We start from the raw sequence: 17,534 nt of genomic DNA, 5'->3' as shown, positions 1-17,534 counted from the left end.
CGGGCACGTGGAGCACCAGCAATGCGGCTCGCCGGGCGCGAACGGAGTACTTCCGCCGGTCAGCCGAGCGCCCGGGGATGGGCGGTCGCGTAGACCTCACGCAGAGTGTTCACCGTTACCAGAGTGTAAACCTGCGTGGTCGTGACCGACGCGTGCCCCAGCAGTTCCTGCACCACCCGCACGTCGGCGCCGCCTTCGAGCAGATGCGTCGCGAAGGAGTGCCGCAGGGTGTGCGGCGAGACCGTCGCGGCGAGGCCTGCCCGCTCGGCGTTGGTCTTGAGCACCTGCCACGCGCTCTGCCGCGACAGCCTGCCGCCGCGCGAGTTGAGGAACACCGCCGCGGTCCCCCGCCCCCGGCTCGCGAGCACGGGCCGCGCCCGCACCAGGTAGGCGTTGACGGCGTCCAGCGCGGGGCGGCCCACCGGCACGAGCCGCTGGTGCCCGCCCTTGCCGTCGAGCAGCACGGTGCGCTCCTCGCCGTCGAGGTCGTCGAGGTCGAGTCCGACGGCCTCGGAGATGCGCGCGCCGGTGGAGTACAGCAGCTCCAGCAGCGCGCGGTCGCGCAGCGGACGCACCCCCTCGGCGGTCGGCATGTCGAGCAGGCGCAGCACGTCGTGCACCGGCAGCGCCTTGGGCAGCCGCCGCGCCGGGGCTGGCGGTTTGACGTCGCGCGCGGGGTTGTGCCCGGTCAGCCCGTCGGCGTGGGCGAAGCGATGCAGGCCGCGCACGGCCACGAGCGCCCTGGCCGCCGACGACGCCGCCAGCGGGCGGTGCTCGCCGTCGCCCTCGCGCAGTGCCACGCCGAACGCCGTGACGTGCCCGGGTTCCACCGAGGACAAGTCGGTGACACCGGCCCGTTCGAGGTGGGCGGCGTAGCGGCGGAGGTCCCGCGCGTAGGACTCGACGGTGTTGGGCGCGGTGCCGCGCTCGACGACGAGGTGGTCGAGATACGCGGCCACGACCCTGGTCACCGACGCGCCGTCCGAGGTCACCACGCGGTCACTGTAGACGCCCGCCCCCCTCCGGCTCCGGTAACGTGGGAACATGCCGGGCGATCCCGATTCGGAGATCCTGCGCATCGGCACCGCCGAGCGCGAAGAGGCCTGCCGCCTGCTCGGCGACCACTTCTCCGACGGCAGGCTCACCTCCGCGGAGTACGAGGAGCGCGTCGCCACCGCGCTGGCCGCGCACACCAGGGCCGACATCCGTCCCCTGTTCACGGACCTGCCCGCGCCCCGGCCGGTGTACCTGCTGCCGCCGCTGGAGCCCCGCGCCTACGCGCTGCCCTACGCCCCGCCCGCCACCGAGCTGGAGCGGTCCGAGAAGTCGCGCATCGTCGCCGGTGTGCTGCAGATCCTGATCCCCGTGGGCACGGGCCGGTTCTACACCGGGCACACCAGCATGGCGGTCGCCCAGCTCCTCGTCACCCTCTTCACGCTCGGCGCCGGGGCGCTGTGGCCGCTGATCGACGGCATTCTGCTCCTGGTCAACGGCGGCTGCGACGGCAAAGGCCGCCCCTTGCGCGACTAGCGCACGGCACAGGACCGGCAGACACGACCTAACGCAGCCGGGCCGCGAAGGTCGTCGGCCGGTCCCGCCACGGCGTCCGCGCCGGGCGCGCCTGCTCCACCCCGGTGAGCACCGCGTGCGCGGCGAGCACCCCGGCCACCGTCGCGCCGTTGACGATGTCGCCCGCGAGCGCCATCCGCACGGCCTCCGCGAGCGGCACCGTGGTGATCACCAGGTCGGCCTCCTCGTCGCCGTGCATCTCGCGGGGCACGGCGGTGAGGTCGCGCGCGAGGTACACGCGCACGACCTCGTCGGTGAAGCCGGGCGAGGCGGCCACGTCCACGAGGGTGTCCCAGCGCCCCGCGGCGAGCCCGGCCTCCTCAACGAGCTCGCGGGCCGCCGTGTCGAGCGGGTCCTCGCCGTCCTTGTCGAGCAGGCCGGCGGGCAGCTCCCACAGCCGGTCGCGCAGCGGGTGCCGGTACTGGTGCACCAGCGTCACGGCCCCGTCGTCGTCCACCGCGCACACCGCGACGGCCCCGAGGTGCTCCACGACCTCCCTGCGCGCGGTGCCACCGCCGGGCATCACGATCTCGTCCACCCGCAGGCCCACGACGCGTCCGATGTGGATGTACTCAGAGGACACCACGGTGAACTCGTGCGAGCCGGGCTCGCTCATCGCGCGCCCACGGACGAGGTCTCGGGCAGCTCGACGGGCAGCCGCTCGGCGGTGCGGTACTCCACGACCGCGCGCACGAACGCGTCGAACAGCGGGTGCGGCCGGGTCGGCCTGCTCTTGAGCTCAGGGTGCGCCTGCGTGCCCACGAAGAACGGGTGCTCCTCCTTGGGCAGCTCCACGAACTCGACGAGCCGGTCGTCGGGCGAGAGCCCGGAGAACACCAGGCCGGCGTCGGAGAGCCGCTTGCGGTAGGCGTTGTTGACCTCGTAGCGGTGGCGGTGCCGTTCGGAGACCTCGCGCGTGCCGTATGCCTCCGCGACCTGCGAGCCCGGCAGCAGCTTCGCCGGATAGGCGCCCAGCCGCATCGTGCCGCCCATGTCACGGTCGCCGGCGACGACGTCCTTCTGATCGGCCATCGTCGAGATCACCGGGTTGGCCGTGGTCTCGTCGAACTCGGCCGAGTTGGCGTCGGCGATGCCGGCGAGGTGCCGTGCCGTCTCGATCACCATGCACTGCAGCCCCAGGCACAGGCCCAGCACCGGGATCTTGCGGGTGCGCGCGTACTGGATCGCGCCGATCTTGCCCTCGATGCCGCGCACGCCGAACCCGCCGGGGATCAGCACACCGTCCACACCGGACAGCGCGGCCGCGGCACCGGCCGGGGTGGTCGCCTCGTCGGAGGGCACCCACACGATCTCCACCTTGGCGCGGTGGGCGAAGCCGCCCGCGCGCAGGGCCTCGGTCACCGACAGGTACGCGTCCGGCAGGTCGATGTACTTGCCGACGAGGGCGATCCGCACGGTCTCGGTGGGGTTGTGCACACGCTCGAGCAGGTCGCCCCACACCGTCCAGTCGACGTCCCGGAACGGCAGCCCGAGCCGCCGCACCACGTACGCATCGAGGGCCTCGCCGTGCAGCACCTTGGGAATGTCGTAGATCGAGCGGGCGTCGGGGCAGGCGATCACGGCCTCGGTGTCCACATCGCACATCAGGCCGATCTTGCGCTTGAGGTCCTCGGACAGGTCGCGGTCGGCGCGGCAGACGAGCGCGTCGGGCTGGATGCCGATGTTGCGCAGTGCCGCGACGGAGTGCTGCGTGGGCTTGGTCTTCAGCTCGCCGGACGGCGCGAGGTAGGGCACGAGCGACACGTGCAGGAAGAAGCAGTTGTCCCTGCCGACGTCGTGGCGGACCTGACGGCAGGCCTCGAGGAACGGCAGCGACTCGATGTCGCCCACCGTGCCGCCGACCTCCGTGATCACCACGTCGGGACGCAGCCCGGTGCCGTCCGACTCGGCGACGGCCATGATGCGCGTCTTGATCTCGTCGGTGATGTGCGGGATCACCTGCACGGTGTCGCCGAGGTACTCGCCCCTGCGCTCCTTGGCGATCACCGTCGAGTACACCTGGCCGGTGGTCACGTTCGCCGAACCGGACAGATCGCGGTCGAGGAACCGCTCGTAGTGACCGATGTCGAGGTCGGTCTCGGCGCCGTCCTCGGTGACGAAGACCTCGCCGTGCTGGAACGGGTTCATCGTCCCGGGGTCGACGTTGAGGTAGGGGTCGAGCTTCTGCATCGTGACCCGGAGACCACGAGCGGTGAGGAGCTGACCCAGGCTGGACGCCGTGAGCCCCTTACCCAGAGAGGAGGCGACGCCTCCGGTGACGAAAACGTACTTGGTTGTCCGCGGCTGAAGTCCCACGGGCTTCCACCTTATCGCACCTCGCCGGGAACGCGCCGCAAGCCTCACCCGCACCGCGTGGCGGGCGCTGTGCCACAGTGGTGGCGTGCCCGAGCGAAACTCCTGGACAGCGCCGGTTGCCGAGGACAAGGTCGACGCCACGATCCGCGTCCCGGGGTCGAAGTCGATCACCAATCGCGCCTATGTGCTCGCCGCGCTGTCGGCCCGGCCGACGCTCGTGCGCGCGCCGCTCGACTCGCGCGATGCGCGGCTCATGCTCGCGGCGCTGGGCGAGCTGGGGGCCACCTCGGAGCACACGGCCGACGGCGTGCGCGTGCAGCCGCTCACCCCGGGTGAGGGCGAGGTCGCCATCGCGCTGGGCAACGCGGGCACGGTGGCCCGGTTCACGCCGCCGCTGGCGGCTCTCGGGGCCCGCACGGTGCGTTTCGACGGCGACCCCGCGATCCGCCGCCGCCCGCTCTCGCCGCTGCTGACGGCGCTGCGCGCGCTCGGCGCCGACCTCGACGACGAGGGCCGGGGCGCCCCGCCGTTCACCGTGCGCGGGCACGGGGCGCTGCGCGGTGGCACCGTCGAGCTCGATTCCTCCGCGTCGAGCCAGTTCCTGTCCGCGCTGCTGCTCGCGGCCCCCGCGTTCGAGTCCGGGGTCACGGTGCGGCTGGTGGGCAAGCCACCGAGCGAGCCGCACATCGCGATGACGCTGGACATGCTGCGCCGCTTCGGCGCGGCCCCGGAGCGGCACCTGGACGAGTTCCACGTGCCCGCCGCCTCGCTGTCGCTGGCCGACTACACCGTGGAGCCGGATCTGTCGACGGCGGCTCCGTTCGTGGTGGCCCCGCTCGTGGCGGGCGGCACCGTGCGGGTCGCGGGCTGGCCCGCCGAGACGACGCAGCCCGGCGACTGGCTGCGCAGCCTCGTGCGCGAGCTGGGCGCCGACGTGACGCTCGACGGCACCGGGCTGACGGTCACGGGCACGGGCAGGCTGCCGGGCGCGACGCTGGACCTGCACGAGGTCGGCGAGCTGACCCCGGTGATCGCGGCGCTGCTGTGTTTCGCGGACGGGCCGTCGGTCATCTCCGGGGTCGCCCACCTGCGGGGGCACGAGACCGACCGGCTGGCGGCGCTCGCCGCGGAGCTCACGGCGCTCGGCGGCGACGTCACCGAGACCGAGGACGGCCTGCGCATCCGCCCGGTGCCGCTGCACGGCGGCGTCTTCCACACCTACGACGACCACCGGCTGGTGATGGCGGGCGCCGTGCTGGGCCTGCGCGTCGCGGGCGTCGAGGTGGAGAACCCGGCGACCGTCGGCAAGACGTTCCCCGGGTTCGTCGAGGCCTGGGACGGGTTGCTGAACCCCGCCTGAGGTCCGGCTACTGGCCCTGCTGGTCGACGCCGGGAGCGGGACCCTGCGCGTTGCCTGCCACGCCGTAGCGGCCCGAATTGCCCTCGAGCTGCTCACGCAGCGCCAGGATCGTCACCACGCGGCCCGCCGCCGTGTTGACGTTGTCCACAGTGGACAGCACCGAGGTCATGGACGTGTCGGCGCGGGCGACGCCGACGGCGCCGGCCCCTTCCGCCGACGACGGGTCGCCCGCGAGCACCGTGCCCGCGCCGGAGCGGTCGAGCTGGGCGGCGAAGCGCGCGAGCGTCGCGGCCCTGTCCCCGGCGCCGTCGCCCGCGGCCTTGCCGCCGGTGAGCACCACCGCGAGCTGCGCGGGGCGCACGTTCTGGCTGGGCCGCACGAAGCCGCCGTCGGTCAGGCCGGCCAGCGCGGCGGCCAGCTCGGCGTCGGACGACTGGGGCTCGGCGGAGTTCTTGTCCAGGAGCAGCACGGAACCGAGCAGCGCACCGGCGAGCGTGCCGGGGTCACCGGCGGTCGGGAACTGCGCGCCCGCGGGCTGCAACCGCGTCACGACCTCGCGCAGCTGGTCGGCCTTGGCCGGGTCGGCGAAGGAGTCGGTGAGCTGCACCTCGCCGGTCACCGACGCGCCCGCCTTGCCGACGAGCTCCTTGAGCGCGTCGCGGTCGGCGGGCCGGGCGTCGGCCGTGGTCACGAGCACCACCGAGCGCTTGTCGAGTGAGCCCGCCACCACCTTGCCGCCGACGGAGCCGGCGAACGCGTCCGCGTCGGCCAGCCGCGCGTTGAGCGCGTTGCGCTCGGCCTCGAGGTCGCTGACCTGCGTGGCCAGGTCGCCCTTCTCGTCGTTGAGGCCGGATAGCAGCGAGCCGTTCAGCGCGGTCGAACCGAGCACGACACCGATCGCGAGCGCGAGGAAGGCCGCCGCGATCGAGACGATGTGGTACCGCAGAGAAATCACGTGAAGAGCCCCTTGACCCAGCTTGTGAAGGAATTCCAGGTGTCGCGCACCCAGTCGAGGTAGACGCCGCCGACGTCGGACACCAGCAGCGCGGCGATCACCACCACCAGCGCGGCGAGCACGAGCAGCACGACGGCGCCCACCGACACGCGGCTGCGGTGCAGTGTCGCGACGGCCTTGCCGTCCACCAGCTTCGTGCCGAGCTTGAGCCGCGTGAGGAACGTCGACGGGTTGGAGCCGGAGCGGCCGTGGTCGAGGAACTCCCGCAGCGTGGCCTGGAAACCGACCGTCACCACGAGGCTCGCGTCGTGGGTGTCGGCCAGCAGCAGCGCGAGGTCCTCGGCGTTGCCCGACGCGGGGAACGTCACCGCGCCGATGCCGAGGTCCTGGATGCGCTCGACGCCGGGCGCGTGTCCGTCCGGCTGCGCGGGGACCACGACCTCGCCGCCCGCCTTGAGCGTCGCGGCCTCGATCCCGCTCGGGTCGCCGACGATGACGTCGGGCGTGTAGCCGTGGGCGCGCAGCGTGTCGGCGGCCGAGTCGACGCCGATGAGCACCGGCCGGTGCTCGGCGATGTACTTCTTCAGCCCGCGCAGGTCCTCCGCGTGCCCGTTGCCGGGCGCGACCACCACGACGTGCCGGTCGCGCAACGAGATCCGCAGCTCGGGGACGCCGACGCCGTCGAGGATGAGCGTGCGTTCCCTGCGCAGGAACTCGATGGTGTTGGCCGAGAACGCCTCCAGCTGCGTGGACATCCCGGCCTTGGCCTCGATCATCTGGTCGGCGACGCTCTCGCTGGTCTGCACGGTGCCCGAGCCGACCCTGCGCTCGCCGGAGTAGACGACGCCCTCGTGGATCCGCACGCGGCTGCCGTCCTTGATGCGCCGCAGTACCTCGCCGCCGACGTTGTCGATCAGCGGGATGCCCTCGGCGACAAGGATTTCCGGCCCGAGGTTGGGGAACCTGCCCGAAATGGACGGTGCCGCGTTGACGACGGCGGCGACGCCTGCCTCCACCAGCGCGTCCGCGGTGGCCCGGTCGAGGTCGACTTGGTCCAGCACCGCGATCTCACCGGGTCCGAGCCTGCGCAGCAGATCCCGGGTGCGCCGATCGACCCGGGCGACTCCACTCACGCCGGGCAGCGCCTCCTTGGTTCGTGCGAGCAGACCGGTGAGTTTCATGAGGCGATAGTGACAAACGGGCGCGCGAAAACTCCGCCGACACACCGGGCGGAAGCCGCCCTTTACGAGGCACTGTGTCGTGCTCCACAGCGGGCGATCAGGAGTTCTTTTTGCTCCCCGGCTTCTTCTTGGCCCCCTTGCCCGAACGCGAAGCCGTCACCGGTTCGGGTGTCTTTTTGAAATTCTCGGCCGCGTTGAGTAGTTCCTCGGCGTGCGCGCGACCCGTTTCGGTGCCGTCGAGACCGGCGAGCATCCGCGCCAGTTCCGCAACGCGATCGGACTGGGCGAGCACGGTGACGCCGCTGCGGGTGACGCCGCCCGAGGTGCCCTTGTCCACCACGAGGTGCCGGTCGGCGAACGCGGCGACCTGGGGCAGGTGGGTGACCACGAGGACCTGGTGGCTGCGCGCGAGCTTCGCGAGCCGCCTGCCGATCTCCACGGCGGCCCGCCCACCGACGCCGGCGTCCACCTCGTCGAAGACGAGTGTGCCGACCGTGTCGGCGTGGGCGAGCACCACCTCGATCGCGAGCATGACGCGGGACAGCTCACCACCGGAGGCGGCCTTGTGCACCGGCAGCGGCGGCGCGCCGTTGTGGGCCTTGAGCAGCAGCTCCACCTCGTCGACACCGTCCGGGCCCGCGTGCACGACCTGACCGCCGACCTTCAGCTCCTGCGGGTCGCCGGACTCGGCCTGCCTGGCGCTGACGGTGATCTCGATCTCGGCCTGCCCCATCGCCAGCCCGGCCAGCTCGGCGGTGATCTCCCCGGCCAGCTCCCGCGCCGCCGCCGTGCGGGCGGCCGACACGTCCGCGGCGTGCCCGGCCAGCTCGGCGGCCAGCTCGTCCCGGCGCGCCGCGAGCTGGGCGAGTGCCTCGTCGGAGGTGTCCATGGTCTCCAGGCGGGCGCGGGCGTCCTCCGCCCACGCGAGCACGCCGTCGACGTCGGCCGCGTACTTGCGGGTCAGCTTCTTCAGCTCGGCCTGCCTGGCCAGGATCTGTTCGAGTCGCTCGGGATCGGCGTCCAGCGACTCCAGGTAGGCGGTCAGCTCGGCGCCGACGTCGCCGAGCAGCACGGACGCCTCGGCGAGCCGTGGCTCGAGGTCGGACAGCGCGGCGTCCTCGGCCGCGGTGAGCCTGCGCCGGGCCTCGGCGAGCAGCCCGAGGGCACCGGGCACGTCGGGGTCGCCCTCGGCGGAGCCCGACACGGCGACGCTCGCCGCGCTCGCCGCCTCCCGCAGCTCGTCGATCGCGGCGAGCCGCTTGACCTGCTCGGTCAGCTCGGCGTCCTCGCCGGGCGCGGGGTCGACGGCCTCGATCTCGGTGAGCCCGTGCCGCAGCATGTCGGCCTGCTGGGCCAGCTCGCGCGAGCGGCTCGAGCGCTCCCGCAGCTCCGTGGCCACGGCGATCCAGTCCTCGCGCACGCGCCGGTACTCGGCGAGCGGAGCGGCGACGGCCTCACCGGCGAAGCGGTCGATCACCGCGCGCTGTTCGGCGGGGCGCAGCAGCCGCAGCTGGTCGTTCTGCCCGTGCACGGCGAGCAGCTGCTCGGACAGGTCGGCGAGCACGCCGACCGGCACCGAACGCCCGCCGAGGTGTGCGCGGGAGCGCCCGTCGGCGTTCACCGACCGCAGCGCGATGACACTGCCGTCCTCGTCGACATCGGCCCCGGCGTCCGTGACGATCTTCGTCGCCTGCTCGGCGGTCACGTTCTCGAAGCGGCCCTCGACGGTGGCCTTCCCGGTGCCGGTCCGGACCTTCGACGCCTCCGCGCGGCCACCCGAGAGCAGGTGCAACCCGGTGACGACCATGGTCTTGCCCGCACCGGTCTCCCCGGTGACCACGGTGAATCCCGGGTGCAGTTCGAGCAGGGCGTCCTCGATGACCCCGAGGCCCTGGATTCGCATCTCGGCCAGCACGCCACCACCGTAGCGGCCACCACCGACATCCGGGTGACTCGGTCAAGAAGGTTCGGTGCCGCGGCTGCCCCTGCGGTCGTGCCGCTCCCGCCAGCTCTTCACCGGCAGCGCGAACTTGTGCACGAGCCGGTCGGTGAACGGGCCGTCCCACAGGTGCACCAGCCGGACCGGCACCGATCCCGCGACCACCTGCACGCGCGCACCCGGCTCCAGCTCGACGTGGCGCAGTCCGTCGCAGGTCAGCACCGCGGGCGAGCCGTCGGGGTCGACCTGCACCGTGATCACCGACGAGCGCGAGACCACGAGCGGGCGGGAGAACATCGCGTGCGCGTTGCTCGGCACCACCAGCAGGGCCTCCACGTCCGGCCACACCACCGGTCCGCCCGCCGAGAACGCGTACGCCGTGGAGCCGGTCGGGGTCGAGCACAGCACGCCGTCGCAGCCGAACGACGACACGGGCCTGCCGTCGACCTCGATGAGCGCGTCGAGAACCCGTTCCCGCGAGGCCTTCTCCACGCTCGCCTCGTTGAGCGCCCACGTCTCGGCGACGACCTTGCCGCCGAGGGTCACGGTGACGTCGATCGTCATGCGCTCCTCGATGCGGTACCGGCCGGTGACCACGCGGTCGACGGTGGCGGCGACCGCGTCGGACTCGGCCTCGGTGAGGAACCCGACGCGCCCCAGGTTGACCCCGAGCACGGGCACCCCGGCCGGCCTGGCGAGCTCGGCGGCCCGCAGCAGCGTCCCGTCGCCGCCCAGCACGAGCACCAGTTCGACGCCCTTGGCGGGGTTGTCCTCGGGGGCGACGACGGTGCACGGCATGTCGTGGTCCTCGGGTTCGACGAGCCGCAGCACCTCCTCGTCGATCACCCGCAGCCACATCCCGGCCTCGGCGAGCCGGACGGCGACCTCCCTGGCGGCGCTCCTCGTGGCCTCCCGGTCGGGATGCACGACCAGGAGCACTTCGCGCGTTTCGCACGCTTCGGTCACGACGGGCCTTCCCGGACGGCGGTGCGGACCAGTTCGCCGGGGTCGGCCGCGTCCTCCCCGGGGTCGGCTCGGCGCAGCCACGCGAAGTACTCGACGTTGCCCGATGGGCCGGGCAGCGGGCTCGCGACCACGCCGCGCGCACTGAGCCCGAGGCCCTTGGCCTCGGTGAGCACGCCCAGCACGGCGTCGGCCCTCAGCTCCGGGTCGCGGACCACGCCGCCGCTGCCGAGGCGCTCCTTGCCGACCTCGAACTGCGGTTTGACCATGGGCAGCAGGTCGGCTCCCTCGCCCGCGCACGCGGCGAGCGCGGGCAGCACGAGCTTCAGCGAGATGAACGAGAGGTCGGCGACGACGAGGTCGACCTGGCCGCCGAGCTGCTCCGGGGTGAGGTTGCGGACGTTGGTCTTGTCCAGCACCACCACGCGGTCGTCGGTCCGCAGCCGCCAGTCGAGCAGGCCGCGCCCGACGTCGGCGGCGACCACCGTGCGCGCGCCCCTGCGCAGCAGCACGTCGGTGAACCCGCCGGTGGAGGCTCCCGCGTCGAGACAGCGCCTGCCCTCCACGGTCAGCCCCGCCGCCTCGAACGCGCTGAGCGCGCCGAGCAGCTTGTGGGCACCGCGGGAGGCCCAGCCGGGGTCGTCGGCGGTGCGCACGACGATCGCGGCGTCGGCCTCGACGCTCGTGGCCGGTTTGCGGGCGACCATGCCGCGCACGGTCACCTTGCCCTCACCGATGAGGGAGCTGGCGTGTTCCCTGGACCGGGCGAGCCCTCGGCGGACGAGCTCGGCGTCCAGGCGGGCCCTGCGAGGCACCGCTAGACCTTGTCGATGCTGGACAGCGCCACGGCCAGCTCCGTGTGCACCGCGTCGAAGCGCTCGACGTGCTCGGCCGGGGGCAGGTCGTCGAGCTCGTCGAGCCCGGCGATGGCCTCCTCGATGCCGGCCCTCGGGTCGGTCTCCTGCGGCGCCGGCGCCATGCCGGGCGGCGGCCCCGGGACCGGGCGCGGTACGGGGTTCGTGTGTTCCTGCACGCCTCAACGCTATCCGATCCGGTGGCGCGACGGCGGAGGCGTACGGAGCAGTTCAGCCCAGTCCGAGGTCGCCGAGCGCGGTGGCGGCCTGGCCGTCGCCGGCACGCACGGTGGTCACGCCGTGGCGCCACGCCGCGTCGCACAGCGCCCGCAGCAGGTCGAGACCGTCGTGGCCGCCGTCTCTCGTGACCACCAGCTCGCCGTCGCGGGCCTCGGCGCGCCAGCCGGGCCGGGGACCGATCTCCAGCTCGTCGGCCTTGCCGTCGAGACCCGTGAGGTCGGCGGCGAGGTAGCGCGGGCGTTCGGCGGGGATCGCGGCGAGCAGGCTGACCGGGGTGGCGACCCCGGTCAGCACCACGAGCGAGTCGACGCCCGCGGCCACCGCACCCGCGATGTCGGTGTCGAGCCGGTCGCCGACCACGAGCGGGGCGGTCGCGCGCGCCGACTCGGCGGCCGTGCGGAACAACGGCGGTTCCGGCTTGCCCGCGACGATCGGCGCGCGGTCGGTCGCCGCCTTCAGCGCGGCGACCATGGCGCCGTTGCCGGGCAGCAGGCCGCGTTCCGTGGGCAGGGTGGCGTCGGCGTTGCAGGCGACCCACAGGGCGCCCTCGCGGATGGCGACGCACGCCTCGGCGAGGTCGGCCCAGCCGGTCTTGGGCGAGTGGCCCTGCACCACGGCGGCGACGCCGGCGTCGGCCTTGCGGACCGAGCGCAGCCCTCCGCCGTCGACCTCGGCGGCGAGCGAACCGGCGCCCACCACGAGCACGGCCGCGCCCTCGGGCAGGTGGTCGCGGAGCACCCGCGCCGCGGCCTGCGCGCTGGTGAGGACCTCGCCGGGTTCGGCGACGACGCCGAGCGACTTCAGGTGCTCGGCCACCGCCTCGGGTGCCTTGGAGGCGTTGTTGGTGACGAACCGAATGGACGTGCCCCGGTCGCGGGCGCGGCCGATCGCCTCCGCGGCGTGCGGGATCGGCCGCACGCCGTGGTAGACGGTGCCGTCGAGGTCGAGCAGGACGGCGTCGTGGCGGTCGAGCAGCGCGCCGTCAGTCACCGGCCAGCTCCGCCGCTCGCTCGGCCGCGTCGGTCTCCTCCTCGGAGTCGGCGTCGGCGGCGTGGAGGAACCAGCGCACGGCCTCCTCGGCGCGGCCCGCCGCGGCGAGGTTGTCCGCGTAGGCGTAGAAGAGGCGCGCGCTCCACGGCTGCCTGCGCTTGGGGTCGAGGTCGTCGCCCTGGAGCGCCACGACGGCGGCGTCGAGCTGGCCGAGGTCGCGCCGGGCCCCGGCCGCGACGATCTTCAGCTCGATCGAGACCTCCTTCGGCAGGCTCGCGGTGTCGGTTTCCTTGGCGATGTCGAGTGCCCGCTCGGGGCGGCCCATCGCGCGCTCGGCGTCGGCGATCACGGCGACGTGCGCGTCGGTGCGCGTCATCCGCCGCACGGCCCGCAGCTCCGACAAGGCCTCCGACCACTTGCCGGCGTGGTAGGCGGCGAGCCCGGCCGCCTCGCGCACCACGGGGATGCGGGAGGCCTTCGACTTGGCGTACTTCGCGTGTGCGAGCGCGGCCTCGGGGTCCTCGTCGATCAGCGTCCCGGCCGCGACGAGGTGCCTGCCGATGCGCTCGGCGAGCTCCTTCGGCAACGAGCGCAGCTCCCGCCGGGCCTCGGGGTCGAGGTCGGCGTAGTCGATGCCCTCGGGCAGTTCGGGGGCTTCGAGCAGCTCGCGCGCCACGGCCTCGTCGCTGCGTTCCACGCGCGGCGTGGACTCGGCAGGGGGCCGGTTCTCGCGCTGTGGCCGGTCGTCGCGGCGCGGGCGCTCCGTTCGCGCCGGCCGGTCGTCGCGGTCCCGCCGGGGCCGGTCGCTCTTGCCATGAGGCCGGTCGTCCCGGTCGCGGAAGGGCCGGTCACCGCCACGTCCACGGTCGTCCCGGTCGCGGAACGGCCGGTCGCCGCCACGTCCACGGTCATCGCGGTCGCGGAACGGCCGGTCGCCACCGCGTCCACGGTCATCGCGGTCGCGGAACGGCCGGTCACCGCCGCGGGGCCGATCGCCGCGGTCGTGGAAGGAGCGGTCGCCGCCACGTCCACGGTCGTCCCGGTCCCGGAACGGCCGGTCACCGCCACGCCCACGGTCATCGCGGTCGCGGAACGGCCGGTCACCGCCGCGGGGCCGATCGCCGCGGTCGTGGAAGGAGCGGTCGCCGCCACGTCCACGGTCGTCCCGGTCCCGGAACGGCCGGTCACCGCCACGCCCACGGTCGTCCCGATCGCGGAAGGACCGGTCACCGCCACGCCCACGGTCGTCCCGGTCCCGGAACGGCCGGTCACCGCCACGCCCACGGTCGTCCCGATCGCGGAAGGGCCGGTCACCACGTGAACGATCGTCGCGATCCCGGTACGGGCGGTCACCGCCGCGCCCGCGATCGTCGCGGCGCGGACGGTCGTCCCGGTAGGGGCGGTCGTTGCGGTCCCGGTAGGAACGCTCGCCCCGGCCGCGGTCGTCGCGATCCCGGTACGGACGGTCCTCGCGGAAGGAACCCTTGCCCCGTGGGCGGTCGTCTCGCTCCCTGCGGGGCCGGTCGTCGCGGCGGAAGTCCCCGCCGCGGTTCGGCCGTCCCTCCCGGTCGTTGCGGTACGAGCCGCGGTTGCCCTCATTCCGGCGCTGCGGTCGAGCGGACTCGCCGTCGTCCCGTGAGCCGCGTCGACCGAACTCGGACACGTGTCCTCCTACTGAACTGCTTCTGCACTATGAACGTAGACATGCTGAAGGCCCGTTAGGGTGGCCAGCAGACCAACCCTAACGGGCCTCCGTAAGTTAAGTTCGGCGGTGTCCTACTCTCCCACACCCCCACGGGTGCAGTACCATCGGCGCTGGTGGGCTTAGCTTCCGGGTTCGGAATGGGACCGGGCGTGACCCCACCGCTATAACCACCGAAACACTGGTGAAACCATCACTATCCACATATCACATGCGTGTGGTGTTTCAGAATCGTAGAGTGAGTGCGTAGCACCTTTGTAGGCAAGTCCTCGGCCGATTAGTACCAGTCCACTCAAAAACACGTTACCGTGCGTCCATGTCTGGCCTATCAACCCAGTGGTCTACTGGGAGCCTTAACCCACAAAGGGGTGGGAGACCTCATCTAGGAACAGGCTTCCCGCTTAGATGCCTTCAGCGGTTATCCCTTCCGAACGTAGCCAACCAGCCATGCCACTGGCGTGACAACTGGCATACCAGAGGTTCGTCCGTCCCGGTCCTCTCGTACTAGGGACAGCCTTCCGCAAGTCTCCTACGCGCGCGGCGGATAGGGACCGAACTGTCTCACGACGTTCTAAACCCAGCTCGCGTGCCGCTTTAATGGGCGAACAGCCCAACCCTTGGGACCTACTCCGGCCCCAGGATGCGACGAGCCGACATCGAGGTGCCAAACCATGCCGTCGATATGGACTCTTGGGCAAGATCAGCCTGTTATCCCCGGGGTACCTTTTATCCGTTGAGCGACACCCCTTCCACCAGGAGGTGCCGGATCACTAGTCCCTACTTTCGTACCTGCTCGACCCGTCAGTCTCACAGTCAAGCTCCCTTGTGCACTTACACTCAACACCTGATTGCCAACCAGGCTGAGGGAACCTTTGGGCGCCTCCGTTACCCTTTAGGAGGCAACCGCCCCAGTTAAACTACCCACCAGGCACTGTCCCTGAACCGGATCACGGTCCGAAGTTAGATTCCCAGCACGACCAGAGTGGTATTTCAACAACGACTCCACCAACACTAGCGTGCCAGCTTCACAGTCTCCCACCTATCCTACACAAGCCGAACCGAAAACCAATACCAAGCTATAGTAAAGGTCCCGGGGTCTTTCCGTCCTGCCGCGCGAAACGAGCATCTTTACTCGTAGTGCAATTTCGCCGGGCCTGTGGTTGAGACAGCCGGAAAGTCGTTACGCCATTCGTGCAGGTCGGAACTTACCCGACAAGGAATTTCGCTACCTTAGGATGGTTATAGTTACCACCGCCGTTTACTGGCGCTTAAATTCTCAGCTTCACCCCCCGAAAGGAGTTAACCGGTCCTCTTAACGTTCCAGCACCGGGCAGGCGTCAGTCCATATACATCGACTTGCGTCTTCGCATGGACCTGTGTTTTTAGTAAACAGTCGCTTTCCGCTGGTCTCTGCGGCCACTCCCACCTAGCCCGAAAAAGGCTTCAGCAGGCTTGGCCCCCCTTCTCCCGAAGTTACGGGGGCAATTTGCCGAGTTCCTTAACCACAGTTCACCCGATCGCCTTAGTATTCTCTACCTGACCACCTGTGTCGGTTTGGGGTACGGGCCACACATGCACTCGCTAGAGGCTTTTCTCGGCAGCAGAGGATCACCCTACTTCACCACAAACGGCTACGCATCACGCCTCACCCTTCATGCCTGGCGGATTTACCTACCAGACGGGCCACACGCTTACACCAGTATCACCACTGACTGGCGGGGCTACCTTCCTGCGTCACCCCATCGCTTGACTACTACAGGATCAGGCCCCACGCTCACCAACACCACAACTCCGAAGAGTCATGATACGGCTCGGGTGGTTAGTATCCCCTGCCTCGCCAGGGACGCACACACGCGGGTACGGGAATATCAACCCGTTGTCCATCGACTACGCCTGTCGGCCTCGCCTTAGGTCCCGACTTACCCTGGGCGGAACAACCTGGCCCAGGAACCCTTGGTCATCCGGCGGCAGAGATTCTCACTCTGCATTCGCTACTCATGCCTGCATTCTCACTCCCACACCCTCCACGACTCGCTCACGCGGCCGCTTCCCTGGATGCAGGACGCTCCCCTACCCACCCACACGACTACACCCCCCTCCCAAAGAGAGGAGCGGATCTCCTGTGTGAGTGACACAGCTTCGGCGGTGTGCTTAAGCCCCGCTACATTGTCGGCGCAGAACCACTTGACCAGTGAGCTATTACGCACTCTTTCAAGGATGGCTGCTTCTAAGCCAACCTCCTGGTTGTCTCAGCGACTCCACATCCTTTCCCACTGAGCACACACTTAGGGGCCTTAGCTGGCGTTCTGGGCTGTTTCCCTCTCGACGACGAAGCTTATCCCCCGCCGTCTCACTGCCGCACTCTCACACACCCGTATTCGGAGTTTGGTTGACTTCGGTAACCCGGTAAGGCCCCTAGGCCACCCAGTAGCTCTACCCCAGGTGTGAAACATACGACGCTGCACCTAAATGCATTTCGGGGAGAACCAGCTATCACGGAGTTTGATTGGCCTTTCACCCCTACCCACAACTCATCCCCCAGGTTTTCAACCCTGGTGGGTTCGGCCCTCCACGCCGTCTTACCGGCGCTTCAGCCTGGCCATGGGTAGATCACCCCGCTTCGGGTCTCGACCACGCAACTAACACGCCCTCTTCAGACTCGCTTTCGCTACGGCTACCCCACACGGGTTAACCTCGCCACGCAGCACGAACTCGCAGGCTCATTCTTCAAAAGGCACGCCATCACAACGACCAGCGCTGCTCTGACGGCTTGCAGGCACACGGTTTCAGGTACTCTTTCACTCCCCTCCCGGGGTACTTTTCATCTTTCCCTCACGGTACTCGTCCGCTATCGGTCACCAGGAAGTATTTAGGCTTACCGGGTGGTCCCGGCAGATTCACAGCAAATTCCACGAGCTCGCTGCTACTCGGGAACACCATCACACCAACACAACACAGTTTTCGCGTACGGGACTCTCACCCACTCCGGCCCGCCATCCCAAGCGGTTCCACTAACCATGTGTATCAGCGCCAGAAGTGTCAGCCCCTGGACGACAGGTCCCACAACCCCGCACACACAACACCTGACAGCTTGACATGCGCACGGTTTAGCCTCCTCCGCTTTCGCTCGCCACTACTCACGGAATCACACTTGTTTTCTCTTCCTACGGGTACTGAGATGTTTCACTTCCCCGCGTTCCCTCCACACACCCTATACATTCAGGTGCGGGTGACACCTCATAACAGGTGCCGGGTTACCCCATTCGGACACCCTCGGATCACAGCTCGGTTGACAGCTCCCCGAGGCTTATCGCAGCCTCCCACGTCCTTCATCGGCCCCTAGTGCCCAGACATCCACCATGTGCCCTACACAACTTGACCACAAAGATGCTCGCACTCACTCTACAATTCTCAAACACCACACCGAAACAACACCACCGTGCTGCCTCAGGACCCAACAGTGTG

At 70.4% G+C, this 17,534-nt stretch carries 14 protein-coding genes and 2 rRNA genes; 3 read left to right on the top strand and 13 right to left on the bottom strand.

Annotation, left to right across the window (positions count from 1 at the left end; translation table 11 throughout):
* Positions 1–59 precede the first annotated feature (59 nt).
* Positions 60–995 carry a site-specific tyrosine recombinase XerD gene (xerD, locus tag BA062_RS24195; protein WP_425452945.1) on the bottom strand — a complete coding sequence of 312 codons (936 nt, stop codon included), beginning with the start codon at positions 993–995 and terminating at the stop codon, positions 60–62.
* Positions 996–1,044: 49 nt separating this feature from the next.
* Between xerD and BA062_RS24190 the strand changes: the two genes are divergently transcribed.
* On the top strand, positions 1,045–1,530 hold the full coding sequence (locus tag BA062_RS24190; protein ID WP_110340542.1) for a DUF1707 domain-containing protein: 486 nt from the start codon (positions 1,045–1,047) through the stop codon (positions 1,528–1,530).
* A gap of 28 nt (positions 1,531–1,558) precedes the next feature.
* Here BA062_RS24190 and BA062_RS24185 read toward each other — a convergent pair whose 3' ends face one another.
* The gene (locus BA062_RS24185) at positions 1,559–2,185 is read right to left on the bottom strand and encodes an NUDIX domain-containing protein (RefSeq protein WP_110340540.1); all 627 of its coding nucleotides are present in this window, start codon (positions 2,183–2,185) and stop codon (positions 1,559–1,561) included.
* A complete protein-coding gene (locus tag BA062_RS24180) occupies positions 2,182–3,885 on the bottom strand; it encodes a CTP synthase (protein ID WP_110340538.1) in 1,704 nt (567 codons plus the stop codon). Before BA062_RS24180 ends, BA062_RS24185 begins: the two co-directional genes overlap by 4 nt.
* An 85-nt stretch (positions 3,886–3,970) precedes the next feature.
* Here BA062_RS24180 and aroA point away from each other — a divergent pair, with 85 nt between their 5' ends.
* Entirely contained in the window at positions 3,971–5,245 is a 1,275-nt protein-coding gene (aroA, locus tag BA062_RS24175) for a 3-phosphoshikimate 1-carboxyvinyltransferase (RefSeq protein WP_110340536.1), read from the top strand.
* A gap of 7 nt (positions 5,246–5,252) precedes the next feature.
* Here the strand turns inward: aroA and BA062_RS24170 are convergent, their stop codons facing one another.
* The 8 genes from BA062_RS24170 to BA062_RS41025 form a co-directional block, all read right to left on the bottom strand.
* Positions 5,253–6,200, bottom strand: a complete 948-nt coding sequence (locus BA062_RS24170) for a copper transporter (protein ID WP_110340534.1) — start codon at positions 6,198–6,200, stop codon at positions 5,253–5,255.
* Positions 6,197–7,381 (bottom strand): putative cytokinetic ring protein SteA, encoded by a 1,185-nt coding sequence (steA, locus tag BA062_RS24165; RefSeq protein WP_110340532.1) that lies wholly within the window; start codon positions 7,379–7,381, stop codon positions 6,197–6,199. The genes BA062_RS24170 and steA overlap by 4 nt, the downstream gene beginning before the upstream one ends.
* A 97-nt stretch (positions 7,382–7,478) precedes the next feature.
* Positions 7,479–9,296: a DNA repair protein RecN gene (gene recN, locus BA062_RS24160; RefSeq protein ID WP_210406982.1), complete on the bottom strand. Its 1,818-nt coding sequence runs from the start codon at positions 9,294–9,296 to the stop codon at positions 7,479–7,481.
* 42 nt (positions 9,297–9,338) lie between these two features.
* The gene (locus BA062_RS24155; protein ID WP_110340530.1) at positions 9,339–10,286 is read right to left on the bottom strand and encodes an NAD kinase; all 948 of its coding nucleotides are present in this window, start codon (positions 10,284–10,286) and stop codon (positions 9,339–9,341) included.
* Positions 10,283–11,098, bottom strand: coding sequence for a TlyA family RNA methyltransferase (locus BA062_RS24150; RefSeq protein ID WP_110340528.1), 816 nt, complete (start codon positions 11,096–11,098; stop codon positions 10,283–10,285). The genes BA062_RS24155 and BA062_RS24150 overlap by 4 nt, the downstream gene beginning before the upstream one ends.
* A gap of 2 nt (positions 11,099–11,100) precedes the next feature.
* Positions 11,101–11,316 (bottom strand): hypothetical protein, encoded by a 216-nt coding sequence (locus BA062_RS24145; RefSeq protein ID WP_110340526.1) that lies wholly within the window; start codon positions 11,314–11,316, stop codon positions 11,101–11,103.
* 52 nt (positions 11,317–11,368) lie between these two features.
* On the bottom strand, positions 11,369–12,367 hold the full coding sequence (locus BA062_RS24140; RefSeq protein ID WP_110340524.1) for an HAD-IIA family hydrolase: 999 nt from the start codon (positions 12,365–12,367) through the stop codon (positions 11,369–11,371).
* Positions 12,360–13,064, bottom strand: a complete 705-nt coding sequence (locus tag BA062_RS41025; protein ID WP_281271656.1) for a tetratricopeptide repeat protein — start codon at positions 13,062–13,064, stop codon at positions 12,360–12,362. Before BA062_RS41025 ends, BA062_RS24140 begins: the two co-directional genes overlap by 8 nt.
* Positions 13,065–13,181: 117 nt before the next feature.
* Here BA062_RS41025 and BA062_RS41020 point away from each other — a divergent pair, with 117 nt between their 5' ends.
* Complete coding sequence (locus BA062_RS41020; protein ID WP_281271655.1) at positions 13,182–13,688, top strand: hypothetical protein; 507 nt, start codon at positions 13,182–13,184, stop codon at positions 13,686–13,688.
* 442 nt (positions 13,689–14,130) lie between these two features.
* Here BA062_RS41020 and rrf read toward each other — a convergent pair.
* Positions 14,131–14,247 (bottom strand): 5S ribosomal RNA (rrf, locus tag BA062_RS24130).
* Between the two features lie 79 nt (positions 14,248–14,326).
* A 23S ribosomal RNA gene (locus tag BA062_RS24125) occupies positions 14,327–17,450 on the bottom strand.
* Positions 17,451–17,534 lie beyond the last annotated feature (84 nt).

The organism is Prauserella flavalba, from assembly GCF_003202235.1.
GTDB classification, from domain to species: domain Bacteria; phylum Actinomycetota; class Actinomycetes; order Mycobacteriales; family Pseudonocardiaceae; genus Prauserella_A; species Prauserella_A flavalba.
The sequence above is the reverse complement of the archived record's forward strand: the minus strand, read 5'-3'. Positions and strand labels throughout refer to the sequence as shown.

Coding starts and splice junctions, on each gene's coding strand:
- BA062_RS24190 (WP_110340542.1), top strand. CDS start 1,045: ATGCCGGGCGATCCCGATTCGGAGATCCTGCGCATCGGCACCGCCGAG.
- BA062_RS24185 (WP_110340540.1), bottom strand. CDS start 2,185: ATGAGCGAGCCCGGCTCGCACGAGTTCACCGTGGTGTCCTCTGAGTAC.
- steA (WP_110340532.1), bottom strand. CDS start 7,381: ATGAAACTCACCGGTCTGCTCGCACGAACCAAGGAGGCGCTGCCCGGC.
- BA062_RS41020 (WP_281271655.1), top strand. CDS start 13,182: ATGAGGCCGGTCGTCCCGGTCGCGGAAGGGCCGGTCACCGCCACGTCC.